Raw genomic sequence first — 23,237 nt, 5'->3', positions numbered from 1 at the left:
GTCAGACCGTGCGCGTCGCCAGCTTCTGGCCCAGGCGCACCGGCGATTCGGCGTGCAGCGACGGATCCAGCGTCGCCACGCCGCGCGGCAGCAGCACGATCACGGTCGAGCCGTAGTTGAAGCGCGCCATCTCGGCGAAGCGGTCCAGCGTGATGTTCTCCGCGCGCCAGTCCTTCCGGTTGATGCGGTCGCCGTAGGCGGGGATTTCCTCGCCGCTCCACACGGTCTCGACGCCCGACACCAGCAGCGCGCCCACCATCACCATCGCCATCGGGCCGAAATCGGTGTCGAAATGGCAGACCAGGCGCTCGTTGCGCGCGAACAGGCGCGGCACGTGCGCCACCGCGGCGGTGCCGACGCTGAACAGACGGCCCGGCACGTGCACGGTTTCGCGCAGCCGGCCGGTCCACGGCATGTGCACGCGGTGGTAGTCGCGCGGCGACAGGTACACCGTCGCGAACAGGCCGTCGTTGAAGGGCGTGGCGTCGGCCTCGTCGCCGAGCAGTTCCGCCGCCGTGAACGACTGGCCCTTGGCCTGGAAGATGCGACCGTTCTCGATCGGACCGCACTGGCTCACGTGGCCGTCGGCAGGCATCAGCAGGACACGCGGATCGGGATCGGGCACGCGCGCGCCGGGCTTCAGCGCCCGCGTGAAGAAGGCATTGAACGTCGGGTACTTCGTCGGATCCGGCTGCGCGGCCTCGGCGAGGTTCACGCCGAACCGGCGCGTCACCGTGTCGATCAGCCACTGCTTCAGGCGCGGGTTGTCCGAATACGCGAGCGCGCGCGCCATCGACGACAGCAGCCGATGCGGAAGGACGTAGGTGAGGGCGGTGACGAGGCTCATGGAGTGCTTACGATGGCGTGCAGGCGTGATGGGGTCGTGCAGGGCACGGGCGGAAGGCGCGGAGCGGGCGGTTTCATCCGCCCGTCGCGGCGGTCACTCGCGCTTGGGAGACACGGCGGCGAAGCTCGCCTGCGTCAGCGCCGTCATGTCGGCGGCGATCGCGGCCGGGTCGAACGGCGGCTGCACGATGCCGGCCATGTGGCCCTGCGGATCGAGCACCGCCATCGACGCACTGTGGTCGACGCTGTACTGGTCGGCGCGCACGCCTTCCGGCGCGGGCACCTTCGCGAAGACCATGCTCAGCGACTTGGCGAACTGCTCCAGCGCCGGGATGTCGGCGGTGGCGGCGATCGTGTCGCGGTGGAAGGCGTGTGCGTACTCGCCGATGCGGTCGGGCGTGTCGCGCTCGGGATCGACCGACACGAACAGCACGCGCGGGCGCGTGGTTTCCGGCAGCGCCGCCCACTGCTTCTGCGCCTTGGCCATCTCGGCCAGCGTGGTCGGGCAGACGTCGGGGCAGTGCGTGAAGCCGAGGAACACCAGCGTCCAGTGGCCCTTCAGTTCGCCCGGCACCAGCGGCGTGCCGTCCGACTGGCGCAGCGTGAAGGCGGGCAGCGTGCGGGCCGGCTCGAACAGGCGCACGGCGCGGGTCTGCGGCAGCGAGGAGCCCGCCGACGGCGCGAAGAAGTGCTGCGCGGCCCAGAGGCCGAGGGCGGCGGCGACGGCCGCGATGAGGATGTAGACCGTGGTGCGGTTGAACATGGCGGCTTCGAATCGCGCCCGGCACTGGGCGCGGGCATGATACCGGGCCGGGCCCCGTATAATCGTCGCCCCCTTCGAAAGGCCCCGCCATGAACGGCTCCGCGACCCCAAATCCAGTCACGTTCGAACAGGTTTCGATCATCGACCTGATCCGTTATGGCGGCAGCCGCTTCAACGAGGCCGGCCTCACCTTCGGCCACAGCTACGACAACGCGCTGGACGAGGCGACGCAGCTGGTCCTGCACGCGCTGCACCTGCCGCACGACCTGAGCCCGATCTACGGCGCCTCGCGCGTGACCGCGGCCGAGCAGGCAAAGGTGCTGGACCTGTTCCAGCGCCGCATCGACGAACGCGTTCCCGCCGCGTACCTGACCGGCGAGGCGTGGTTCGCCGGCCTGAGCTTCAAGAGCGACCGCCGCGCGCTGGTGCCGCGTTCGCCGATCGCCGAGCTGATCCCGCACGGCTACGAGCCGTGGCTAGGCGGCCGCGAGATCGAGCGCGTGCTCGACCTGTGCACCGGTTCGGGCTGCATCGCGATCGCCACCGCGCACTACCACCCGCACTGGCAGGTGGACGGCGTGGACATCAACGACGACGCGCTCTCGCTCGCGCAGGAAAACAAGGAACGCCTGCACGCCGACAACGTCACGCTGCGCAAGTCGGATCTGTTCAACCAGCTGCAGGGCCAGGTGTACGACCTGATCGTCACCAACCCGCCGTACGTCACCAACGACGAGACCGACGCGCTGCCGAAGGAATACTCCTACGAGCCCGAACTGGGCCTGCGTGCCGGCGACGACGGCCTGGACCTCGCGCTGAAGATCCTGCGCGACGCACCGGACCACCTGACCGAGAACGGTCTTCTCATCTGCGAAGTCGGCGAAGCCGAGCGCGCGCTCGTCGAACTGCTGCCGGAACTGCCGATGGCATGGGTGGAGTTCAAGGTCGGGCAGATGGGCATCTTCGTGGTCGAACGCGCGGACCTGGTCGAGCACCACGCGAAGATCAAGGCGCTGGCGGACGCGCGTCCTTAAGCGCCGTCGTTCGGCGGTGCGCCGGTTGCAACGCCCGCTCGATTGCAATGATCCATCGTCATCCCGGCGAAAGCCGGGACCCAGGCTGGCGACGCTTCCGTTCCTTTGGCGTCATCCCCGCGTAGGCGGGGATCCAACTGTGAGCGCATCACCTCATCCGTCAGCCGTGACGCGTCCGACGGCTGGATTCCCGCCTTCGCGGGAATGACGCCGTGTATTGAATGCTTGTGGGCCTGGGTCCCGGCTTTCGCCGGGATGACGGGAAGAGGCGAGGCGGGAGTTCTGGGGCCGGTATCGGCCCCCGCAGTTCCAGCAGCAACCAAACGACGTTGCTAAAGTGAATGCCTGCACCCCGCGGGCTTCCACGTGTCCAGCAACAGCTTCGGCAAACTCCTTACCGTCACCACCTTCGGCGAAAGCCACGGCCCGGCCATCGGCTGCGTCGTCGACGGTTGCCCTCCGGGCATCGCCATCGCGCCGGAGGACTTCCGCCACGATCTCGAACGCCGCGCCACCGGCCGCACGCGCCACACATCGCAGCGTCACGAGGCCGACGAGGTCGAGATCCTCAGCGGCGTGTACGAAGGTGTCACGACCGGCACGCCGATCGCGCTGCTGATCCGCAACACCGACCAGCGCAGCAAGGACTACGCGAAGATCGCCGACCAGTTCCGCCCGGGGCACGCGGATTACACCTACTGGCAGAAGTACGGCATCCGCGACCCGCGCGGCGGCGGGCGTTCGTCCGCGCGCGAGACGACGATGCGCGTGGCCGCGGGCGTCATCGCCAAGAAGTGGCTCGCCGACCGTCATGGCGTGCAGGTGCAGGGCTGGCTGTCGCAGATCGGCGAGATCGTGCCGCACGGCTTCGATCTGTCGGCCGTCGAGAACAACCCGTTCTTCTGGCCCGACACGCGCCAGGTGACGGAGCTGGAGCTGTACATGGACGCGCTGCGCAAGTCCGGCGATTCGGTCGGCGCGCGCGTGGACGTGGTGGCGACGAACGTGCCGCCCGGCTGGGGCGAGCCGATCTACGGCAAGCTCGACGGCGAACTCGCCGCAGCACTGATGAGCATCAACGCGGTGAAAGGCGTGGAAATCGGCGACGGTTTCGGCGTCGTCGCGCAGAAGGGCAGCGCGCACCGCGACCAGATGACGCCGCAGGGTTTCGCCAGCAACCACGCCGGCGGCATCCTCGGCGGCATCAGCACCGGCCAGCCGCTGCGCTGCTCGGTCGCGTTCAAGCCGACCTCCAGCCTGCGCCTGCCGATCGACAGCCTCGACACGCACGGCAACGTCGCCGAAGTCGTCACCACCGGCCGTCACGATCCCTGCGTCGGCATCCGCGCGACGCCGATCTGCGAGGCGATGGTGGCGCTGGTGCTGATGGACCAGGCACTGCGCCATCGCGCGCAGTGCGGCGACGTGGGCGAGGTGACGCCGCGGATTCCCGGGAACCTCGGTGGCTGACACGCGTCCCCGCGTCTGGGTCTCGCAACCGCTGTTCGGCGACATCGTCGGGCGGCTGCGCGAACACTTCGACGTGATCGAAACCGCCGCGGTCGGCAAGCATTCGCAGGACGAGATCGCCGCGGTGCTTGCTTCGTGCGACGGCGCATTGGTCACGCTCAACGACCGCATCGGCGCCGCGGAAGTCGCGAACGCGCCGCGCCTTCGCGCGATCGCCAACGTCGGCGTCGGCTACAACAACCTCGACGTGCCCGCGCTCACGCAGGCCGGCATCGTGGTGACGAACACGCCGGATGTACTGACCGAAACCTCGGCCGATTTCGGCTTCGCGCTGATGATGGCCGCCGCGCGCCGCATCACCGAGGCCGAACGCTGGCTGCGCGATGGCCAATGGCGGCAGTGGAGCTTCGAGACGATGCTCGGCGGCGACGTGCATGGCACGACGCTGGGCATCCTCGGCATGGGGCGGATCGGGCAGGGCATCGCGCGTCGCGCGTCGGGCTTCCGCATGCGCGTGCTGTACCACAACCGTTCGCGCCTTCCGGCCGACATCGAGCGCGACTGCGACGCCGCCTACGCGGACTTCGACACGCTGCTCGCGCAGGCCGACCACCTGGTGATCGTGTTGCCGTATTCGACGGCGGTGCACCACATCGTCGACGCAGCCGCCATCGCGAAGATGAAGCCGACCGCGACGCTGACCAACATCGCGCGTGGCGGCATCGTCGATGAGGACGCGCTGGCCGACGCTCTGGAAAGCGGCCGCCTCGCCGCCGCGGGGCTCGACGTCTACGAAGGCGAGCCGGCGATCAACCCGCGCCTGCTCGCGCTGCGCAACGTGGTGCTCACACCGCACATCGCCAGCGGCAGCCTCGCCACGCGCCGCGCGATGGTGTCGCTGGCGGTGGACAACCTCATCGCCGCGCTGGGTTTCGGCCCGCGTGCGGGCGATCCGCCGACGCCGGTGAATGCAACCGAATTGAGCCCCTCTCCCAACGGGAGAGGGGTTGGGGTGAGGGGCAACGAAGCCGGAGCGAAACCGGTCGCGACCTCGGCGCAAGGCCGAAAACCCGGCATATCGAAATAAGCAGACGCCAGAGCGTCCGCCGCCGCGTTGCGAGATCATCCGCGACGCGCCTTTTGAAGCAGACCAAGCCCGCCGGAACCGTCGCCATGCCGCACAGCCAGCGCCTGATCCAGATCCGCACCTACCAGCTCGTCCCCGACGCACGCGACCCATTCCATCGCGCCTTCGTCGACGAGGCCGTGCCGATGCTGCGTCGCTGGCAGCACGAGATCGTGGCGTTCGGTCCATCGCCGCATGCCGGCGACGCGTACTTCCTGATCCGTGCCTACGACGACCTCGACGATCTGAACGCGCGGCAGGACGCCTTCTACGGTTCGCCGGAATGGCGGCAGGGCCCGCGCGAACGCGTGCTGGCGATGATCCGTCACTACCAGGATGCGGTACTGTGGGCATCTCCCGAGACGCTCGACGACCTGCGCCGCCGCAATCCCGGCGACGCGGCGCCCACGGGCTGAGCCGCATCCACGCTTCGCAACACCCGCCGGAATGGTTCCGGCCGGGCATCAAGGCTGTACTCCTCCAACCCGAAAGAAGGAACCAATGAACGCCAAGAACTCCTGCAACGTGGCCATCGTCGGTGCGACCGGCGCCGTGGGCGAGACGATGCTGCGCATCCTCGTCGAACGGAAATTCCCCATTGGCAACTTGCACCTGCTGGCCAGCGAGCGTTCGGCCGGCGAGAAAATCGAGTTCGGCGCGAAAAAAATCACGGTGGAGGACCTGGCGACGTTCGACCCGAGCGGCATCGACATCGCGCTGTTCTCCGCAGGCGGCAGCGTGTCGAAGGAATACGCGCCGAAGTTCGCCGCGGCCGGCGCGGTGGTGATCGATAACTCCTCGGCGTTCCGTTACGACGACGACGTGCCGCTGGTCGTGTCGGAAGTGAACCCGGAGGCCGCGAAGAACCGCCCGCGCGGCATCATCGCCAACCCGAACTGCTCGACCATGCAGATGCTGGTCGCGCTGGCGCCGATCCACCGCAAGGTCGGCATCGAGCGCATCAACGTGGCGACGTACCAGTCGGTGTCGGGCGCGGGCCGCTCGGCGCTGGAGGAGCTCGGCCGCCAGACCGCCGCGCTGCTGGGCTTCCAGGAGCCGAACCCGGAGCGCTTCCCGGTGCAGATCGCGTTCAACCTGATTCCGCACATCGACGAGTTCCAGGACAACGGCTACACCAAGGAAGAAATGAAGCTGGTGTGGGAGACCCGGAAAATCCTCGGCGACGACAGCATCCAGGTGAACCCCACCGCGGTGCGCGTGCCAGTGTTCTATGGCCACTCCGAGGCGGTGAACATCGAGACGCGCGAGAAGATCTCCGCAAGCGATGTCCGCAAGCTGCTGGAAACCGCGCCGGGCGTGGAGATCGTCGACGAGCCGAAGGCGGGCGGATACCCGACGCCGGTGACGCATGCGTCGGGCAACGATCCGGTCTACGTCGGCCGCATCCGCGACGACTTCTCGCACCCGCGCGCGGTGAACCTGTGGATCGTCTCCGACAACATCCGCAAGGGCGCCGCGCTGAACGCGGTGCAGCTGGCCGAGCTGGTGCTGGCCGAACGCGGCTGAGTCCGGGACGTTCCAGTGATTGAGCCTCGAACGCCAGTCCCAAAGACTGGCGTTCGAGTTTCCGGACCTCGCGCGCGAGTGGAAAACACTGGCGATCGGGGTTTCGGAACTGGCGTGCCAGTGGCAAGGACTGGCTCGCGAGGCGAAAACACTGGCGTTCGAGGTTCCAGGACTCGCGCGCCAGCGGAAAAGACTCGCGTACCAGGCTCCGGGATTGGCGCGCCAGGCAAAAACACTGGCGCGCGAGGCTACGGACTCGACGCAGACGGGCAGGCGCGCGCTCCCGCGTCCTCACGCCAGTGGCGCGACAATGCCCATTCCGCCGCGCCAGTCGCAGTCGACGGCGGTTTTCGTTGCCGCGGCCCCCGGCGAGGGCTTAGAGTCGCGCCGGGGAAGGGCAGGGATCCGAAGTGAAACAACAAGTTGCCAAACAAAGCTCCGCCAGACGCTACGTGCGCACCGCGCTCGGGCTGGCGCTGGCCCTGGCCAGCGGCGCCGCGTCGGCGCTGGGCCTTGGGCAGATCGAGGTCAAATCGCGGATCGGGCAGCCGTTCCTGGCCGAGATCCCGATCATTTCCAATGACCCGGCCGAACTGGAGAACCTCCAGGCCGAGCTCGCTTCGCCGCTCGTCTTCGCCCGCGTCGGCCTGCAGCCGCCGATGGGCGTGGTGGCCGAACTGCAGTTCACCTCGGCGCTGGACTCGGCCGGCCGGCCGGTCATCCGCGTCACCACCACGCAGCCGGTCAACGAGCCGCTGCTGACCTTCCTGGTGTCGGTCGACTGGGGCCAGGGCCGACTGGTGCGCGAATACGCGGCGCTGGTCGATGCGCCGCGCACGGTCTCGGCGCCGATGCAGCCGGCGATCGAGGAGACCGTCGTCTCCGAACCCAACACGATCGAACGCGAGCCCGAAGCCGCTAACCCGGCCACCACCGCCGAGGCTCCGCCCGCGACGACGCCGGAAGAGGAAGTCGAACAGGCGATCGCGCGCGAGGAAAACGCCGCGGCCGACAACGAGATCCCCGCCGCGCCGCAGCCCGAACCGCAGCCGCAGGTCGCCTCCGTCACCCCGCCGCGCGAGCCGGTGCCGCAGGCCTCGCGCGAGCTGTCGGGCGACTACACCGTGCGACGTGGCGACACGCTCTCGGAGATCGCCGGCCGCATGGAAGGCCAGGCGAGCCTCGACCAGGCGATGATCGCGCTGCTGCGCGCCAATCCGGACGCCTTCATCGACGGCAACATCAACCTGCTCAAGGCCGGCGCGGTGCTCGACGTGCCGTTGGGCGACGAGCTCGCCAGCGTCGAGTCCGGCGAAGCGCGGCGTCTGGTCGCCCAGCACGTGCAGCAGTGGCGCGATGCGCGTCGCGCCGTGCCGCAGCCGGCGCTGGAAGGCGCGGCCGCGTCCGCCGCGGCGACGCCCGTCGGCGCCGCACCGGGCAACACCACCACGGCGGGTGGAACGGCGACGGCCGATGCCCGCCTCGAAATCGTTCCGCCGGAGGCCGCGCGTGCCGCCCAGGCGGGCACCCAGTCCGGCATCCAGGCCGGCGGCGAGGGCCAGATGCTGCGACAGGAACTGCAACAGACCCAGGAAACCGTCGCCGCGCGCGACGCCGAGGTCCAGGAACTCAAGAGCCGCGTCGCCGAGCTGGAGCAACTGCAGAAGCAGCAGCAACAGCTCATCGCGATGAAGGACAGCGAACTGGCCGCCGCGCAGCAGCGCGTGGCCAAGACCAACGAGCAGGCCGCGACGCAGGCGGGCTCGCCGCTGCCGTGGATCCTCGGCGGTGGCGCGATCCTGCTGGCGTTGCTCGGCGGCTGGTGGTTCGGGCGTCGTCCGAACAAGCCGGCGTTCCGGGCGCCGTCCGATGCGGCTGTCGCCACCACGCCGTCGATCGCCGACGCGTTCGCAGCGGGCCCGGATATCGAAGCGCGCCAGGAACCGGAGACGATCGTCGAGCCGCCCGCGCCGGAGTACGTGCAGGAGCCGGTGCGGCAGGAAGAGCCCGCGTTCGAACTGACGCCGGAACCGCCGGCGCCAGTGCGTCCGGCTCCGGCCGCCGCGCCCGCCGCGCCCGCCGCGCCGATCGCCCCGGCCTGGCACATCGCCGCGAACGGCAACGGCCGCCGCGGCCACGTCGAACCGACGCTCGCCACGCAGCCGGGCCAGGAACGCCTGGAACTCGCCCGCGCCTACATCGACCTGGGCGACCGCGAAAGCGCCCGCCAACTGCTGAGCGAAGTCGTCATCAACGGCGATCTCGCCGCGCGCCAGGCGGCCTCGCGGATGCTGCAGGATCTGGGCTGATCCGACTCGCCCAGGCTTTAAGCCCCTCTCCCTTCGGGAGAGGGGTGGGGGTGAGGGGCAACGAAGCGACCGCCTCACAGGTCGTCGCGACCGCACAGCGCTGCAGTATTCGAGGCCGCCGTTGCGCTGGTTAGCCACCCCAAGCACGATGCCCGCTCGCCCCAACCATTCCGGCCCCCGCCGGAACGCACCGCACCCCGTGAACACGCCCGCCGAATCCTCCCCGCCCGACAGCCCCGTGACGCACCGCTTCGCCCTCGGCGTCGAATACGACGGCAACGGCTTCTGCGGCTGGCAGCGCCTGAGCAAGCACGGCGAGCCGGAGCGCGAAGGCGAGGAAACCCTGCAGGCCGCGCTGGAGTTCGCGATCTCCTTCGTCGCCGGCCATCCGGTCGAAACGATCTGCGCCGGACGGACCGACGCCGGCGTGCATGCCGAATGCCAGGTCGTCCATTTCGACAGCCACGCCGTGCGCGATCCGCGCAGCTGGATGCTCGGCGTCACCAGCCGCCTGCCGCCGTCCATCGCGGTGCGCTGGTGCCGGCCGGTGCCGGACGACTTCCACGCGCGCTTTTCCGCGCGAGCGCGCCGCTATCGCTACCGCATCCTCAATCGCCCCGTGCGCGCCGCGCTCGGCCGGCAGTACCTGAGCTGGGAGCGCCGCCCGCTCGACGCCGACGCCATGCATCGCGCCGCGCAGGCCTTGCTGGGCGAAAACGACTTCTCCTCCTTCCGCACCGTGCACTGCCAGTCGCCGCACGCATGGCGCGAGTTGCAGGACATCCGCGTCACGCGCACCGGCGACATCGTAGAGGTGGAAGTGCAGGCGAACGCCTTCCTGCATCACATGGTGCGCAACATCGTCGGCAGCCTGCTGATGGTCGGCAGCGGCGAGAAACCCGAGCGTTGGATCGCCGAATTGCTCGAAACGCGCGACCGCACGGTCGCAGGTCCGACCGCGCCGCCCACCGGACTGGTGTTCCTCGGGCCGCGTTATCCGGCGCAGTGGAACCTTCCCGCCGAGGTGACGCTATGAACGCGTCGGCGCACACGCGCATCAAGTTCTGCGGCATGACGCGCGCGGACGACATCGCGCTGGCGTGCGAACTGGGCGTGGATGCGATCGGCCTGGTGTTTGCACAGCGCAGTTCGCGCAGGCTCGACATCGAGCAGGCGCGCGCGCTGCGTGACGTGGTTGCGGACGGCATCGACGTCGTTGCGCTCTTCATGGACAACGAGGCCGCGTACGTGCAGCGCGTGATCGATGAAGTGCGCCCGACGCTGCTGCAGTTCCACGGCAGCGAGGACGAAGCCTTCAGCGAGGCGTTCGGCGTGCCCTACCTCAAGGCGGTCGCGATGGGCGGCGACGTCGCAACGGATCCGTTGTCGCGCCATGCACGCGCTGTCGCATTGCTGCTCGACAGCCACGCCGCCGGTGGCGCGGGCGGCACGGGGCATCGGTTCGACTGGTCGCGCATTCCGCACGATTCCGGGCGCGCATTCCTGCTCGCCGGCGGGCTGCATCCGGACAACGTCTTCGAGGCGGTGAACACCGTGCACCCGTGGGGCGTGGACGTGTCGAGCGGCATCGAGTCGGCGCCCGGCGAGAAAGACACCGCGAAGATGCGGCGCTTCGTCCAGGAAGTGCGTCGCGCGGATTCATTGCCGCGCTGATCCGCGCGATCAGCCCGCCAGTTCGGCGCGCAGCCACGCCACCAGCAGCGCGACGCGCGGATCGTTCGTCCTGCGTCGCGTGACCAGCACCCAACGTGCCTGCGTCTCGACGAAACCCCACGGGGCGACCAGCCTGCCGGCGGCCAGATCCTCCACTATCAGCGGTTCGGGCGCGATCGCGACGCCGAGGCCTGCGTTCGCCGCTTCCAGCAGGTAGTACAGGTGCGGGAACGCGGTGCCCATGTGCAGCGCGCCGGCGTCGAGCCCACTCCCAGCCGCCCAGTCCGACCACGCCTGCGGGCGCGACTGGGTGTGCAGCAACGATTCATTTGCCAGCGCATCGGGCGACGCGTCGCGCAGGCGATCGAAACCGGCGAAGCGAGGGCTCACCACCGGGCCGAGGCGTTCGGGCGCCAGTTCGTGCACCTGCCAGTCGGCGGGCCAGGGCGCGCGGTCGATCAACAGCGCGGCGTCGAGCCCGGTCAGCGCCACGTCCGGCGTGCGCTCGCTGGCGGCGAGGTGGAGGGTGAGGTCCGGGCGCTCGCGGGCGAGGCGGTCCAGCCGCGGGATCATCCATCGCGCCAGCACGCTACCCGGACAGCCGAGCACCAGCGGCGCCTGCGGCGGGCGCCGGCGCAGGTCGCTCCAGCCTTGGCGGAGCAGGGCGAAGGCGCCGTCGGCGGCTTCGTGCAGCCGCCGTCCGGCCGGCGTCAGGGCAAGGCCGCGGCCTTCGCGGACGAACAACGCCGTCCCCAGCGCCTCTTCCAGCGCCTTCAGGTGACGACTTACGGCGCCGTGGGTGACGTGCAGTTCCTCGGCCGCACGGCTGACGCTGTCCAGCCGGGCGACGGCCTCGAAGGCGCGCAGGGCGTTGAGCGGGGGTAGGTCTCGGCTCATTCAAACCTGTGAGGTTTTCTGACAGGACAATCCGATTTTATGCATGTTCCCGACGGATGTCGTTCGCTAAAGTCACGGTATGTCCCGCCCCGACTTCCATGCCTTCCCCGACGCCGCCGGCCACTTCGGCCGCTACGGCGGCCGTTTCGTCGCCGAGACCCTGATCGGGCCGCTGGAGGAACTGGCCGCCGCCTACGACGCGGCGCGGGTCGATCCGGCATTCAACGCGGCCTTCGACGCCGATCTGGCGCACTACGTCGGTCGCCCCAGCCCGATCTACTTCGCCGAGCGGCTCAGCCGCGAGGTCGGCGGCGCACGCATCCTGCTCAAGCGCGAAGACCTGAACCACACCGGCGCGCACAAGATCAACAACACCATCGGCCAGGCGCTGCTCGCCAGCCGCATGGGCAAGACCCGGATCATTGCCGAGACCGGCGCCGGCCAGCACGGCGTTGCCAGCGCCACCGTCGCGGCACGGCTCGGGCTGGAATGCGTGGTCTACATGGGCGCCACCGACATCGAGCGCCAGAAGATCAACGTCTATCGGATGAAACTGCTCGGCGCGACGGTCGTGCCGGTGACGAGCGGTTCGGCGACGCTGAAGGACGCGCTCAACGAGGCGATGCGCGACTGGGTCACGAACGTGCGCGACACGTTCTACATCATCGGCACGGTCGCCGGCCCCGATCCGTATCCGCGCATGGTGCGCGACTTCAACGCGGTCGTCGGTCGCGAAGCGCGCGCGCAGATGCTCGCCGAATACGGTCGCCTGCCTGACGCGGTCACCGCGTGCGTCGGGGGCGGCAGCAACGCCATCGGCATCTTCCACGCCTTCCTCAACGATGCCGACGTGCGACTGGTCGGCGCCGAAGCGGCGGGCGAGGGCATGGAAACGGGGCATCACGCCGCATCGCTTGCCGCGGGTCGCCCGGGCGTGTTGCACGGCAATCGGACCTACGTGCTGTGCGACGACGACGGCCAGATCATCGAAACACATTCGGTGTCGGCGGGCCTGGACTACCCGGGCGTCGGTCCCGAGCACGCCTTCCTGAAGGACACCGGACGCGCGGATTACGTCGGCGTGACCGATGCCGAAGCGCTGTCGGCGTTCCATCAGCTCTCGCGCACCGAGGGCATCCTGCCCGCGCTGGAATCCAGCCACGCGATCGCCCAAGCGATCAAGCTCGCGCGGGAACTGCCGAAGGACGCGATCGTGCTGTGCAACCTTTCCGGGCGCGGCGACAAGGACGTGCACACGATCGCCGCACGCGAAGGCATTTCGCTCTAAGCACCGCGCCTGCGTTCCGGTACGCAGGCAACGTTTGCGGCTTCTCAAGGGGAAGGTCGGGAACGCGGCGGGATCTCCCTCCCTCCCATCCCACGCCTTCCGGGCCTTCCCCTTGAGAGGCTGCGCTCCCCGACACGGCATCGCCATGAACCGAATCGACCGACGTTTCACCCAGTTGCGCACCGATCGCCGCAAGGCGCTGATCCCGTTCGTCACTGCGGGCGATCCTTCGCTGGAGGCCACGGTGCCGGTGATGCACGCGCTGGTGGAGGCAGGCGCGGACGTGATCGAACTCGGCGTGCCGTTCTCCGATCCGATGGCGGACGGCCCCACCATCCAGCGCAGCTCGGAGCGCGCGCTCTCGCGCGGCGCGGGCCTGTCCTTCGTGTTCGAAAGCGTGCGCAAGTTTCGTGAACGCGAAGCCGATACGCCCGTGGTGTTGATGGGCTACCTCAACCCCGTCGAAATCCGTGGCGCCGAGCGGTTCGCGCGCGATGCAACCGATGCGGGCGTGGACGGTGTGCTGCTGGTGGACCTGCCGCCGGAAGAGTCGAGCGAGTTCCGTGCCGCGTTCGCCGCACATGACCTCGCGCTGATCCTGCTGGCCTCGCCGACGACGACGGACGAGCGCCTGCAACTCCTCTGCGACGACGCGCAGGGCTACCTCTACTACGTCAGCTTCGCCGGCGTGACCGGCGCTGCGGACCGGCTCGACACCGGGGCGGCGGGCGAGCGCCTGCACGCGATCCGCCAGCGAAGTCGCGTGCCCGTGGTCGCGGGATTCGGCATCAAGGACGCCACCAGCGCGGCGGCCATGGCACGCGAGGCCGAAGGGGTCGTGGTCGGCAGCGCGCTGGTGGCGGCGCTGGCCGACGCGACCGAGCCCGCCATACAGGCCCGCACGTTCCTGGCGCCGCTCCGCGCCGCGCTGGACGGCTTTCCGGCCATCGCGGAATCGGCGTAGCGGAGCGCCGGGCGCCGACGCCCGCTGCGCTACACTGCCCCGCTTCCGCCGGGGCCCGCTCCGGCATTCTTCACGCCTGAACGGGAATACTCTCAACGCATGTCCTGGCTCAAGAAACTCATGCCCTCGGGCATCCGCACCGAAACCGGCGCCGCCAAGCGCCGCAGCGTGCCCGAAGGCCTGTGGGAAAAGTGCGACCGATGCGGCGCGGTGCTGTACCGCCCCGAGCTCGAGGAAAACCTCGAGGTCTGCCCGAAGTGCAACTACCACATGGCCATCCGCGCGCGCGTCCGGCTGACCGCGCTGCTGGATGAAGGCAGCACGCGCGAGATCGCGGCCGAACTTGGCCCGACCGACGTGCTCAAGTTCAAGGACCAGAAGCGGTACGCCGACCGCATCAAGGCCGCGCAGAAGTCCACCGGCGAGCGCGATGCGCTGGTCGCGATGGAAGGCACGCTGAAGCAGCGGCCGCTGGTCGCCGCCGCGTTCGACTTCGCCTTCATGGGCGGCTCGATGGGTTCCGTCGTCGGGGAGCGCTTCACCCGCGCGGCCGAACGTGCCGTCGAACTCGGCTGCCCGATGGTCTGCTTCACCGCCACCGGCGGCGCGCGCATGCAGGAAAGCCTGTTCTCGCTGATGCAGATGGCCAAGACGTCGGCGGCGCTCGCACGCATGCGCGCCCGCGGGCTGCCTTTCATCTCGGTGATGACGCACCCGACCACCGGCGGCGTGTCCGCCTCGTTCGCGATGCTGGGCGATCTCAACCTCGCCGAGCCCGAAGCGCTGATTGGCTTCGCCGGCCCGCGCGTGATCGAACAGACCGTGCGCGAAACACTTCCGGAAGGCTTCCAGCGTTCGGAATTCCTGCTGGAACACGGCGCGCTCGACCAGATCTGCGATCGCCGCGAATTGCGCGACCGCCTCGCCACGCTGCTGGCGTTGATGATGAAGCAGCCGCAACCGCCGGCAGAAGAGGCGGCTGCATGAGCCGCCGGTACTTCGGCACCGACGGCATTCGTGGACGCGTGGGCGAGGGGCCGATCTCGGCCGATTTCGTCCTGCGCCTGGGCAATGCCTACGGCCACGCGCTGCCGCGCCGCGACTGGCGCAATCCGGTGGTCATCATCGGCAAGGACACGCGCATTTCGAACTACATGTTCGAGGCGGCGCTGGAAGCCGGCCTGGTCGCGGCCGGCGTCGACGTGCAGCTGATGGGGCCGATGCCAACGCCCGCCGTCGCGCACCTGACGCACTCGATGCGCGCCGACGGCGGCATCGTGATTTCCGCCTCGCACAACCCGCACCACGACAACGGCATCAAGTTCTTCTCCGCCGAAGGCGAGAAACTCGACGACGCCACCGAGCTGGCGATCGAAGCCGCGCTGGAGCATCCGTTCCGCACCGTGCCGTCCGAGCAGCTCGGCAAGGCCGTGCGCACGCGCGACGCGCTGGGACGTTACATCGAGCACTGCAAGAGCTCCGTGCCGAAGGGCTTCGACCTGGGCGGCCTGCGCATCGCGATGGACTGCGCGAACGGCGCAACTTACCAGCTCGGGCCGCTCGTGCTGCGCGAACTCGGCGCGCGCGTGGATGCCATCGGCATCGACCCCAACGGCATCAACATCAACGACGGCGTGGGTTCGACCCACCCGGACACGCTCGTCCAGCACGTGCGCGCGACCGGCGCCGACATCGGCATCGCGTTCGACGGCGACGGCGATCGCGTGTTGTTCGTCGACGGCAACGGCGCGATCTGCGATGGCGACGACCTGCTGTATGTGATGGCGACCGACTGGCAGCAGACCGGTCGCCTGCGCGGCCCCGTCGTCGGCACGCTGATGACCAACTACGCGCTGGAGCGTGCCTTCGCCGAACAGGGCATCGGCTTCATCCGCGCGAAGGTGGGCGACCGCTACGTGCACCAGCAACTGGTCGCCAACGGCGGCGTTCTGGGCGGCGAGACCTCGGGCCACATGCTGTGCCTGGATCGCGCCAACACCGGCGACGGCATCGTCAGCGCGTTGCAGGTGCTGGAAGTGCTCAAGCGTCGCGGCGTGTCGCTGCGCGAGGCGCTGGGCGATTTCCGCAAGGTGCCGCAGAAGACGGTCAACGTGCGCTTCGCCCTGGGCTCGAAGCCGGCCGAAGCCGATTCGGTGAAGGCCGCGCTGGCGGAGGCCGAAAAGGCCGTCGCCGGCCGTGGTCGTGCCTTCCTGCGTCCCTCCGGCACCGAGCCCGTCGTGCGCGTCACGGTGGAAGCCGACGACGCCACGCTCATGCAGGACACGCTCGACAAGCTCGCTGCTGCCGTCACTGCGGCAGCTTGAGGGTTTAAGGCCCTCTCCCGTCACCCGGGAGAGGGCAGGTTCACGCTACCGCTTCTGGAAGCGCGTCAGCATTTCCCACGACTCGCGCACCGCATCGACCGAGACCTCCGCGTCCGGGACCGCGTCGTAGTTGCGATCCACCACGCTGGCCGAGCCGAAGTTGTCGAACAGGTAGATCAGCGCGCCGTCACGGATGCCGCGCTGCGACCAGCTTTCCACCAGCAGCGGCCGCTTGCGCGGCAGTTCGCCGAACAGGTCCATGCCGGTCGAGTAATCCGCGCTGTCGCTTTCGCAGCCGAGCGCGTGGCGCATGACGGTGGGGACGAAATCCTCGTGCGACGTCGCCGCGTCCACGCGACGCGCCGGACGGCCGGGCCAGCGCAGCACGAACGGCGTGCGTAGCTGGTAGTCCGAGAAATTGCCGTTGTGGCCCCAGTAGTTCTTGCGCATGTCGTTGAACTCCTCGCCGTGGTCGCCGGTGATGAGCACGACGGTGTTCTTCGCAAGCCCGCTTTGTTCGAGCGTGTGCAGCAATTCGCCGATCAGCGCGTCGCTGTAATGCACGGCTGCCCGATAGCGATTGAATTCGGGCGTGGGGTCGTGGTCAGGGCCGAGATTAAGGAAGTTCACGTCCTGTGCCATCGGCTGGAACGGCGAGCGGTATCCCGCCGGCAGGTGGTACGGCGCGTGGGGTGAATCCAGGAAGACGAAGCCGAAGAACGGCTGCCCCTTCGGATGGTTGCGGATGTCCGCCTGCATGCGCGAGACCACGAAGCGGTCGCGCTCGGCGCTTTTCGCCTTCGGCGGCCCGATGACGATGCGGTCGCGCACCTTCGAAAACACCGTGCGGTCGAACTCGGGGCTGTAGAGCGGCGCGCTACCGTAGATGTGCATCGCATAGCGGTCGGCGAGCATGCGGTCGATCATCACCGGCCCGCGCTGCTGCGCCAGCATCGCCTGCCAATAGCCGCCGGGCAGCCCGTACATCAGCCCGAACAGGCCGAAGCGCGTCGCGTTGCCCGTGCTGTAGTGGTTCTGGAACCACTGCGCGTCCTGCGCGTAACGCCAGGTGTTGGGCATCACGGCAGGATCGAGCATGTCGTGGCGCAGCGATTCCACCAGGACCACGAGCACGTTGAGCGATGGCGAGGCCGCGCATTGGGGCGCGCTTCGCGGATACCCGAGGCGATCGCCGGCATCGGGCAGCTCATGGGCTTGTGCAGTCTGCACGCCGAAGCGGTGCAGCGCGTTCTTCAGCGTGATCGGCTGCGCCCACGGGATGTAGGTCAGCTGCGACATCACCGCGCGATCGCCGCGCGCGTCCGAGTACGCCGCCATGCCCTGGCTCACCAGGAACAGCGAGACGGCGATCCACCACGCCTTGCGGATGTGGAGCAGGGCCGGGCGGCGGCGCAGCGCCTGCCACCACAGCCGCGCGCCCAGGGCCTGGAGCGCGAGCAGCGTGGCCGCGCCAAGCGCGATCAGCGCCCACATCTTCGCCGAGAAGGCGACCTGATCCTGCAGCGCGCCGCCGAAGATCATGTTCGCCACCATCGCATTGAGGTGGAAGCGATACAGCGCGAAGACCTTCGCGTCGGCGAGCAGCAGGAGCAGCCACCCCGTCTGCATCAGCACGGCCAGCGCGATCATCCAGCGCGGATTGCGGACGACGCGGCCGAGTACGTACGCCGGCAGCGCGACGATCGCGCCGAAGAAGATGAAGTGCCCGGGCAGGGCCAGCAACAGGAACAGCGCCGAATGCCAGGCGCTGCCGGCGTCGGTCAGGGGGATGTTGCTGAGCGTGATGAGGCAGGCCAGGACGGCGTTGCCCAGGATCAGGCCGGTCAGCCAGGCGTTCGCGCGCTGGCGCAGGGGAGGGGCGACGTCTTCCATTCGTCCGGGCGGGGTAGGAGGGGCGGGAAAAAAGCCCGCCATTATCCGGCAATGCCGTCGCGCGGAGCCCATGCGGAAAGACATCCCGCCTGAACGGCCCTCCGGCGTTCCTGCGGTCCCGGCCTGCCGTCTGCGGGCGGTATCATGTGCGGCTCCTCCAGACCCGCAGCAACAGGAATCGACGTGAACCGCATCCCGACCCTCGACATCCGCCGCTTCAGCGAGCCTGCCAGCCCGGCCGATCGCGAGGCCTTCGTGGCCGAACTCGGCGCGGCGTACCGCGAGTGGGGCTTCTGCGGCATCCGTGGCCACGAGATCTCCGACGCGCAGATCGACACCGCCTACGACGTCTTCAAACGCTTCTTTGCGCTGCCGGACGAGGTCAAGCGCAAGTACAACGTACCCGGCAGCGGCGGCGCGCGCGGCTATACGCCTTTCGGCGTGGAGACGGCCAAGGATTCCAAGCACTTCGACCTGAAGGAGTTCTGGCACGTCGGCCGCGAGATCCCGCGCGATTCGAAGTACGCCGACGTGATGCCGCCGAACCTGTGGCCGGAGGAGATCCCGGAATTCCGCGACGTCGCCTATGGCCTGTACACGTCGCTGGACCAGCTGGGTTCGCGCGTGCTGAGCGCGCTGGCGCTGCACATCGGCCTGCCGGAGAGCTACTTCGCCGACAAGACCGACTCGGGCAACTCGATCCTGCGCCCGATCCACTACCCGCCGATCACCACCGACGACGTCCCCAACGTCCGCGCGGGCGCGCATGAAGACATCAACCTCATCACGCTGCTGGTCGGCGCCAGCGCGGAAGGCCTGGAAGTGCTGTCGCGCAAGGGAGAGTGGGTGCCGTTCACGGCGGACGCCGACACCATCGTGGTCAACATCGGCGACATGCTGCAGCGCCTGACCAACCACGTGTATCCGTCGACAACGCATCGCGTGGTCAACCCGAAGGGCGAGAAGGCGCGCCAGCCGCGCTATTCCACGCCGTTCTTCCTGCATCCGAACCCGGATTTCCTGATCGACGTGCTGCCTTCGTGCGTCACGGCCGAAAACCCGAGCCGTTATCCGGAAGCGATCACCGCGCACGGTTACCTGGAAGAGCGCCTGCGCGAGATCAAGCTGAAGTAATCGCAGCGACGATCAATCGGATTCCACGACTCCGGCCGCCTGCAGCGCTTCGCGCCAGGCGGCCAGTTTCTTGGCGAAGGCGACCGACGCGTTCGCCGGGCTCGTCGAAGGCAGGCGGAATGCGAGCAGGCCGAATGCCTCCAGCGGCGGGCCGAAACGACGGTACGCGGCTTCCGCCTTGGCCCCGTTGAACAGCACCGTCCTCAACTTCGCGTGCTGCCTGAAGAACGCCGCGAAGTCGTTCGCCTGCGCCGTCGCATCGACGATCGCCGAGTCCAGGCTGCCTTCGCGCTCGCAACGGTCCAGCACATCCCACAGCGCGATGCCGGCGGATTTCAACCGTGCCAGTCGCTGCGCGTAGGGCAGCGCGGGATCGGCCCCGACGAGTTCGCCCATGATCGGCCAGAAGGCGTTGCGCGGGTGCGCGTAATAGCGCTCGGCCTGCAGCGACGCGACGCCCGGCATGCTGCCCAGCACGAGCACGCGCGCATCGCGCGTGGCGACGGGCGGAAAACCCTGCAGCAATGACGAATCCGCGCGCGATGGCGTGTCCATGGGAGGGATTCTCGCCGACGTGGAGTAAACTTGCCGCCGCTCGCGGCCGGTCGTGCCGCCGCGCAATCCCGAGAGACGCTGAGGAGTGGTCATGCGCCGCAAGATCGTTGCCGGAAACTGGAAGCTGCATGGCGATCGCGATTTCGCGCTGGCGCTGCTGGACGCGCTCGTCGCGATGCAGGCGCCTCAGGGCGTCGAACGCCTGATCCTGCCCCCGCTGCCGTATCTGGCCGGCCTGGTCGTGCGTTACGGCGAGAAGGGCCTGACCTTCGGCGCGCAGGACGTCAGCGAGAACCAGAAGGGCGCCTACACCGGCGAAGTGTCCGCGACGATGCTCAAGGACGTCGGCGCGCGCTACGGCCTGGTCGGGCATTCGGAGCGTCGCCAGTTCCATGGCGAGACCAACGAGCTGGTCGCCCGCAAGTTCCTCGCCTGCAAGGCCGCCGGCCTGACGCCGATCCTCTGCGTCGGCGAAAGCCTGGCAGAGCGGGAGGACGACAAGACGCAGTGGCGCATCGAGAAGCAGCTGGCCCCGCTGTTCGAGCTGGGCGGCGAGGGCGTGTTCGAAGGCGCGATCGTCGCGTACGAGCCCGTCTGGGCCATCGGCACGGGCCGGACCGCGAGCCCGGAGCAGGCCCAGGAGGTCCATGCATTCATCCGTAGCGAAATCGCTGCGCGCGATGCTAGAATCGCTGGCTCGCTACCGATCCTGTACGGCGGAAGCGTAAAGGCCGACAATGCCGCCGCGCTGTTTGCGCAGCCGGACGTCGATGGCGGCCTGGTCGGAGGCGCCTCGCTGGTCGCCGAAGACTTCCACGCCATCGCTGTCGCGGCGGCACCCTGACGTACTCGAAACCACTTTCGTAGAATCCCACGATGCTGTTGCTGCTCAACGTCGTCTATGTGCTGATCGCGATCGCGATGGTTGCGCTGATCCTGATGCAGCGCGGCGCAGGCGCCCAGGCCGGTTCCGGCTTCGGTGGCGGCGCGTCGGCCACCGTCTTCGGTGCGCGCGGTTCGGCGAACTTCCTGTCCAAGGCCACGAAGTGGCTCGCCATCGCGTTCTTCGCGATCAGCCTCTTCATGGCCTGGCAGGCCACCCGCAAGGCCACGGGCGACACCGGCGCCGCGCCGAGCGGTGTCATGGCCGAAGTCCCGGCGGTTCCGAGCGCACCGGCGCCGGCCACCGGCAACGCCGCGGTTCCGGCTGCGCCTTCGGCCGCTCCGGCCTCGGCCAGCGCCGCTCCGGCCAGCACGGTTCCGCAGGCGCCGGCGGCGCAGGAAGCGGTCCCGGCGGCTCCGGCACCTGCGCAGCAGGCGCCCGCGACGCAATCGCCGGAACCGGCAAAGCCGCAACCCCCTGCGGGCGGCTGAGTTAACGCGGTAAACTTTGTTTTCATCGGCCCGGCACGGATTGCCGGGTACGGTCAGCGATGACCGGAGCGATCAACGCCCACAGGGCACCGATCGCGTCAGGAAGACGACATGCCAGCGATGGCGTGGGTTTGATTGCCCAGGTGGCGGAATTGGTAGACGCACTACCTTGAGGTGGTAGCGACGTAAGTCGTGGGGGTTCGAGTCCCCCCTTGGGCACCACACCGAACAACCCTGCTGTCAGTGAATTGCAGCAAACGCACCACAAGCACCACCGACCGAGGTGCGGCACGCACGGCGGGCCGAGTCTCGCGCGGGGATCACCCAGGCGGCTGCCGCCGAGCCAGGTCGCGGTAACGCGATCGAGCTAAACGAAGCGAGAGAACACCGAGTGCTGGCCGAATACCTGCCGACCCTGCTGTTCCTGATCGTCGCCGGAGGTATCGGCGTCGCCCTGCTGGTGGTGGGCAAGGTGCTCGGCCCCCAGCGTCCGTCCATCGAGAAGCTCTCGCCTTACGAGTGCGGCTTCGAGGCGTTCGAGGACGCGCGCATGCAGTTCGACGTGCGCTACTACCTCATCGCGATCCAGTTCATCATCTTCGATCTGGAAATCATCTTCATCGTGCCCTGGGCCACCGTGTTCCGAGAACTCGGCGTGGTCGGCCTCGTGGAAATGGGCATCTTCGCCGGCATGCTGCTGCTCGGCTTTATCTACGTCTGGAAGAAGGGAGCACTCGAATGGGAGTGATCCAGAGCGTCTCTGACCTCATGCACAACCCGCTGCCCGAAGGGCGGCTGGACGACATCTTGCGCCCCGAGGGCGACAACCCACTGCTGCAGAACGGCTTCGTCACCACGAGCATGGACGCGCTGTGGAACTGGGCGCGCACCGGCTCGATGTGGCCGATGACGTTCGGCCTGGCCTGCTGCGCGGTCGAGATGATGCACGCCGGCGCCGCGCGCCTGGACCTGGACCGCTACGGCGTGGTGTTCCGCCCCTCGCCGCGCCAGTCCGACGTCATGATCGTGGCCGGTACGCTGGTCAACAAGATGGCCCCGGCGCTGCGCAAGGTCTACGACCAGATGCCGGATCCCAAGTGGGTCATCTCGATGGGCAGCTGCGCCAACGGCGGCGGCTACTACCACTACTCGTACTCGGTGGTGCGTGGTTGCGATCGCGTTGTCCCGGTGGACGTCTACGTCCCGGGCTGCCCGCCGACGGCCGAAGCGCTGGTGTACGGCATCCTGCAGCTGCAGAAGAAGATTCGCCGCGGCACCAACTTCGGCGAAAACATGCAGGGCGTGCGCTGACATGGCCCAGCCCTACGATTTCATGGATGCCCAGGCGCTCTCCGGGCGCCTGACCGCGCGCTTCCCGGAAGCGATGGTCGTCATCGCACCGGGCCGCAATGAAGTGACGATCGACGTCGCCGCCCCGCAGTGGCTCGCCACCGCAGTCGCGCTGCGCGACGAGTTCGGCTTCGAGCTGTGCGTCGACGTCAGCGGCGTCGATTACCTCAGCTACGGCAGCGACGAGTGGGACACCGACGTGTCCTCCGAAGGCTTCTCGCGCGGCGTCGAAGGCAAGAGCGCCGGCCGTTTCGTGTGGGGCGAGCAGCCCAACGGCGCAGCTGCCGCGCCGGAGCGCCGCTTCGCTGCGGTCGCGCACCTGCTGTCGTGCCAGCACAACGAGCGCGTCCGCCTGCGCACGTTCGCCGACAACGACGACCTGCCGGTGGTGGATTCGCTGACCTCCGTGTGGCCGGGCGTGAACTGGTTCGAGCGCGAGGCGTTCGACCTGTACGGAATCGTGTTCGAAGGCCACCCGGACCTGCGCCGCATCCTGACCGACTACGGTTTCGTCGGCCATCCGTTCCGCAAGGACTTCCCGCTGATCGGCAACGTCGAAGTGCGCTACGACGCCGACAAGAAGCGCGTGGTGTACGAGCCGGTGTCGATCGAGCCGCGCGTGCTCGTCCCGCGCGTGATCCGCGACGACGCCCGTTACGAGACCGCGCAGGGCGAGGCTGCACAGCGCGGCGAGGTGAAGAAGTGAGCG

At 68.7% G+C, this 23,237-nt stretch carries 23 protein-coding genes and 1 tRNA gene; 19 read left to right on the top strand and 5 right to left on the bottom strand.

Translation table 11 applies throughout. The features are described 5' to 3' along the window. Position 1 precedes the first annotated feature (1 nt). Together asd and DX912_RS01560 are read right to left on the bottom strand one after the other, a co-directional pair. On the bottom strand, positions 2 to 847 hold the full coding sequence (gene asd / locus DX912_RS01565; RefSeq protein ID WP_115840692.1) for an archaetidylserine decarboxylase: 846 nt from the start codon (positions 845 to 847) through the stop codon (positions 2 to 4). Positions 848 to 940: 93 nt separating this feature from the next. Beyond that, positions 941 to 1,609 carry an SCO family protein gene (locus tag DX912_RS01560; RefSeq protein ID WP_115840691.1) on the bottom strand — a complete coding sequence of 223 codons (669 nt, stop codon included), beginning with the start codon at positions 1,607 to 1,609 and terminating at the stop codon, positions 941 to 943. An 89-nt stretch (positions 1,610 to 1,698) separates the two neighbouring features. Between DX912_RS01560 and prmB the strand changes: the two genes are divergently transcribed. The 8 genes from prmB to DX912_RS01520 all read left to right on the top strand — a co-directional run bounded on the left by prmB (position 1,699) and on the right by DX912_RS01520 (position 10,749). Next, on the top strand, positions 1,699 to 2,643 hold the full coding sequence (gene prmB / locus DX912_RS01555) for a 50S ribosomal protein L3 N(5)-glutamine methyltransferase (RefSeq protein WP_115840690.1): 945 nt from the start codon (positions 1,699 to 1,701) through the stop codon (positions 2,641 to 2,643). A gap of 366 nt (positions 2,644 to 3,009) precedes the next feature. Further along, the gene (aroC, locus tag DX912_RS01550) at positions 3,010 to 4,113 is read left to right on the top strand and encodes a chorismate synthase (protein WP_115840689.1); all 1,104 of its coding nucleotides are present in this window, start codon (positions 3,010 to 3,012) and stop codon (positions 4,111 to 4,113) included. Next, positions 4,106 to 5,200 (top strand): 2-hydroxyacid dehydrogenase, encoded by a 1,095-nt coding sequence (locus tag DX912_RS01545; RefSeq protein ID WP_115840688.1) that lies wholly within the window; start codon positions 4,106 to 4,108, stop codon positions 5,198 to 5,200. Before aroC ends, DX912_RS01545 begins: the two co-directional genes overlap by 8 nt. 86 nt (positions 5,201 to 5,286) lie before the next feature. Beyond that, positions 5,287 to 5,655 (top strand): NIPSNAP family protein, encoded by a 369-nt coding sequence (locus DX912_RS01540; protein WP_115841018.1) that lies wholly within the window; start codon positions 5,287 to 5,289, stop codon positions 5,653 to 5,655. Positions 5,656 to 5,740: 85 nt separating this feature from the next. Continuing rightward, entirely contained in the window at positions 5,741 to 6,766 is a 1,026-nt protein-coding gene (locus tag DX912_RS01535; RefSeq protein WP_115840687.1) for an aspartate-semialdehyde dehydrogenase, read from the top strand. Positions 6,767 to 7,218: 452 nt separating this feature from the next. Beyond that, positions 7,219 to 9,075 (top strand): type IV pilus assembly protein FimV, encoded by a 1,857-nt coding sequence (locus tag DX912_RS01530; protein ID WP_115840686.1) that lies wholly within the window; start codon positions 7,219 to 7,221, stop codon positions 9,073 to 9,075. 238 nt (positions 9,076 to 9,313) lie between these two features. Further along, positions 9,314 to 10,111, top strand: coding sequence for a tRNA pseudouridine(38-40) synthase TruA (gene truA, locus DX912_RS01525; protein ID WP_233433453.1), 798 nt, complete (start codon positions 9,314 to 9,316; stop codon positions 10,109 to 10,111). Then, the gene (locus DX912_RS01520) at positions 10,108 to 10,749 is read left to right on the top strand and encodes a phosphoribosylanthranilate isomerase (protein ID WP_115840684.1); all 642 of its coding nucleotides are present in this window, start codon (positions 10,108 to 10,110) and stop codon (positions 10,747 to 10,749) included. The genes truA and DX912_RS01520 overlap by 4 nt, the downstream gene beginning before the upstream one ends. A gap of 9 nt (positions 10,750 to 10,758) precedes the next feature. Here DX912_RS01520 and DX912_RS01515 read toward each other — a convergent pair whose 3' ends face one another. Further along, complete coding sequence (locus tag DX912_RS01515; RefSeq protein WP_115840683.1) at positions 10,759 to 11,646, bottom strand: LysR family transcriptional regulator; 888 nt, start codon at positions 11,644 to 11,646, stop codon at positions 10,759 to 10,761. Positions 11,647 to 11,725: 79 nt separating this feature from the next. Here DX912_RS01515 and trpB point away from each other — a divergent pair, with 79 nt between their 5' ends. The 4 genes from trpB to glmM all read left to right on the top strand — a co-directional run bounded on the left by trpB (position 11,726) and on the right by glmM (position 16,222). Continuing rightward, entirely contained in the window at positions 11,726 to 12,934 is a 1,209-nt protein-coding gene (gene trpB, locus DX912_RS01510) for a tryptophan synthase subunit beta (RefSeq protein ID WP_115840682.1), read from the top strand. 145 nt (positions 12,935 to 13,079) lie between these two features. Further along, the gene (gene trpA, locus DX912_RS01505; RefSeq protein WP_115840681.1) at positions 13,080 to 13,898 is read left to right on the top strand and encodes a tryptophan synthase subunit alpha; all 819 of its coding nucleotides are present in this window, start codon (positions 13,080 to 13,082) and stop codon (positions 13,896 to 13,898) included. Between the two features lie 99 nt (positions 13,899 to 13,997). Beyond that, positions 13,998 to 14,885 (top strand): acetyl-CoA carboxylase, carboxyltransferase subunit beta, encoded by an 888-nt coding sequence (gene accD, locus DX912_RS01500; protein WP_115840680.1) that lies wholly within the window; start codon positions 13,998 to 14,000, stop codon positions 14,883 to 14,885. Beyond that, positions 14,882 to 16,222: a phosphoglucosamine mutase gene (gene glmM / locus DX912_RS01495; RefSeq protein ID WP_115840679.1), complete on the top strand. Its 1,341-nt coding sequence runs from the start codon at positions 14,882 to 14,884 to the stop codon at positions 16,220 to 16,222. Before accD ends, glmM begins: the two co-directional genes overlap by 4 nt. 45 nt (positions 16,223 to 16,267) lie before the next feature. On the opposite strand, the gene DX912_RS01490 is transcribed toward glmM, so the two are convergent. Next, positions 16,268 to 18,115, bottom strand: a complete 1,848-nt coding sequence (locus DX912_RS01490; RefSeq protein ID WP_115840678.1) for a DUF3413 domain-containing protein — start codon at positions 18,113 to 18,115, stop codon at positions 16,268 to 16,270. A 144-nt stretch (positions 18,116 to 18,259) separates the two neighbouring features. On the opposite strand from DX912_RS01490, the gene DX912_RS01485 reads away from it, so the two are divergent. After that, a complete protein-coding gene (locus DX912_RS01485; RefSeq protein WP_115840677.1) occupies positions 18,260 to 19,249 on the top strand; it encodes an isopenicillin N synthase family dioxygenase in 990 nt (329 codons plus the stop codon). 12 nt (positions 19,250 to 19,261) lie between these two features. Here the strand turns inward: DX912_RS01485 and DX912_RS01480 are convergent, their stop codons facing one another. Next, entirely contained in the window at positions 19,262 to 19,804 is a 543-nt protein-coding gene (locus DX912_RS01480) for a DNA-deoxyinosine glycosylase (RefSeq protein WP_115840676.1), read from the bottom strand. A gap of 91 nt (positions 19,805 to 19,895) precedes the next feature. Between DX912_RS01480 and tpiA the strand changes: the two genes are divergently transcribed. The 6 genes from tpiA to DX912_RS01450 all read left to right on the top strand — a co-directional run bounded on the left by tpiA (position 19,896) and on the right by DX912_RS01450 (position 23,234). Beyond that, positions 19,896 to 20,648, top strand: a complete 753-nt coding sequence (gene tpiA / locus DX912_RS01475; RefSeq protein ID WP_115840675.1) for a triose-phosphate isomerase — start codon at positions 19,896 to 19,898, stop codon at positions 20,646 to 20,648. 32 nt (positions 20,649 to 20,680) lie between these two features. Then, positions 20,681 to 21,178 carry a preprotein translocase subunit SecG gene (gene secG / locus DX912_RS01470; RefSeq protein WP_115840674.1) on the top strand — a complete coding sequence of 166 codons (498 nt, stop codon included), beginning with the start codon at positions 20,681 to 20,683 and terminating at the stop codon, positions 21,176 to 21,178. Positions 21,179 to 21,315: 137 nt separating this feature from the next. Beyond that, positions 21,316 to 21,400: transfer RNA gene (locus tag DX912_RS01465), tRNA-Leu, on the top strand. 169 nt (positions 21,401 to 21,569) lie between these two features. Next, the gene (locus DX912_RS01460) at positions 21,570 to 21,926 is read left to right on the top strand and encodes an NADH-quinone oxidoreductase subunit A (RefSeq protein WP_115840673.1); all 357 of its coding nucleotides are present in this window, start codon (positions 21,570 to 21,572) and stop codon (positions 21,924 to 21,926) included. Next, positions 21,917 to 22,489, top strand: a complete 573-nt coding sequence (locus DX912_RS01455) for a NuoB/complex I 20 kDa subunit family protein (protein WP_115840672.1) — start codon at positions 21,917 to 21,919, stop codon at positions 22,487 to 22,489. The genes DX912_RS01460 and DX912_RS01455 overlap by 10 nt, the downstream gene beginning before the upstream one ends. Before the next feature lies 1 nt (position 22,490). Further along, positions 22,491 to 23,234: an NADH-quinone oxidoreductase subunit C gene (locus DX912_RS01450; protein WP_115840671.1), complete on the top strand. Its 744-nt coding sequence runs from the start codon at positions 22,491 to 22,493 to the stop codon at positions 23,232 to 23,234. The last annotated feature ends 3 nt before the right edge of the window (positions 23,235 to 23,237 follow it).

The organism is Lysobacter soli (assembly GCF_003382285.1).
GTDB classification, from domain to species: domain Bacteria; phylum Pseudomonadota; class Gammaproteobacteria; order Xanthomonadales; family Xanthomonadaceae; genus Lysobacter_J; species Lysobacter_J soli.
This window is presented reverse-complemented; position numbering and strand designations above follow the sequence as displayed.

Bases quoted from the DNA above. Each gene is read 5' to 3' on its own strand.
- asd (WP_115840692.1), bottom strand. From the start codon at position 847: ATGAGCCTCGTCACCGCCCTCACCTACGTCCTTCCGCATCGGCTGCTG.
- DX912_RS01535 (WP_115840687.1), top strand. From the start codon at position 5,741: ATGAACGCCAAGAACTCCTGCAACGTGGCCATCGTCGGTGCGACCGGC.
- trpB (WP_115840682.1), top strand. From the start codon at position 11,726: ATGTCCCGCCCCGACTTCCATGCCTTCCCCGACGCCGCCGGCCACTTC.
- tpiA (WP_115840675.1), top strand. From the start codon at position 19,896: ATGCGCCGCAAGATCGTTGCCGGAAACTGGAAGCTGCATGGCGATCGC.
- DX912_RS01480 (WP_115840676.1), bottom strand. From the start codon at position 19,804: ATGGACACGCCATCGCGCGCGGATTCGTCATTGCTGCAGGGTTTTCCG.
- prmB (WP_115840690.1), top strand. From the start codon at position 1,699: ATGAACGGCTCCGCGACCCCAAATCCAGTCACGTTCGAACAGGTTTCG.
- DX912_RS01540 (WP_115841018.1), top strand. From the start codon at position 5,287: ATGCCGCACAGCCAGCGCCTGATCCAGATCCGCACCTACCAGCTCGTC.
- glmM (WP_115840679.1), top strand. From the start codon at position 14,882: ATGAGCCGCCGGTACTTCGGCACCGACGGCATTCGTGGACGCGTGGGC.
- DX912_RS01450 (WP_115840671.1), top strand. From the start codon at position 22,491: ATGGCCCAGCCCTACGATTTCATGGATGCCCAGGCGCTCTCCGGGCGC.
- accD (WP_115840680.1), top strand. From the start codon at position 13,998: ATGTCCTGGCTCAAGAAACTCATGCCCTCGGGCATCCGCACCGAAACC.
- DX912_RS01485 (WP_115840677.1), top strand. From the start codon at position 18,260: ATGTGCGGCTCCTCCAGACCCGCAGCAACAGGAATCGACGTGAACCGC.
- secG (WP_115840674.1), top strand. From the start codon at position 20,681: ATGCTGTTGCTGCTCAACGTCGTCTATGTGCTGATCGCGATCGCGATG.
- DX912_RS01515 (WP_115840683.1), bottom strand. From the start codon at position 11,646: ATGAGCCGAGACCTACCCCCGCTCAACGCCCTGCGCGCCTTCGAGGCC.
- trpA (WP_115840681.1), top strand. From the start codon at position 13,080: ATGAACCGAATCGACCGACGTTTCACCCAGTTGCGCACCGATCGCCGC.
- DX912_RS01490 (WP_115840678.1), bottom strand. From the start codon at position 18,115: ATGGAAGACGTCGCCCCTCCCCTGCGCCAGCGCGCGAACGCCTGGCTG.
- DX912_RS01455 (WP_115840672.1), top strand. From the start codon at position 21,917: ATGGGAGTGATCCAGAGCGTCTCTGACCTCATGCACAACCCGCTGCCC.
- DX912_RS01560 (WP_115840691.1), bottom strand. From the start codon at position 1,609: ATGTTCAACCGCACCACGGTCTACATCCTCATCGCGGCCGTCGCCGCC.
- DX912_RS01520 (WP_115840684.1), top strand. From the start codon at position 10,108: ATGAACGCGTCGGCGCACACGCGCATCAAGTTCTGCGGCATGACGCGC.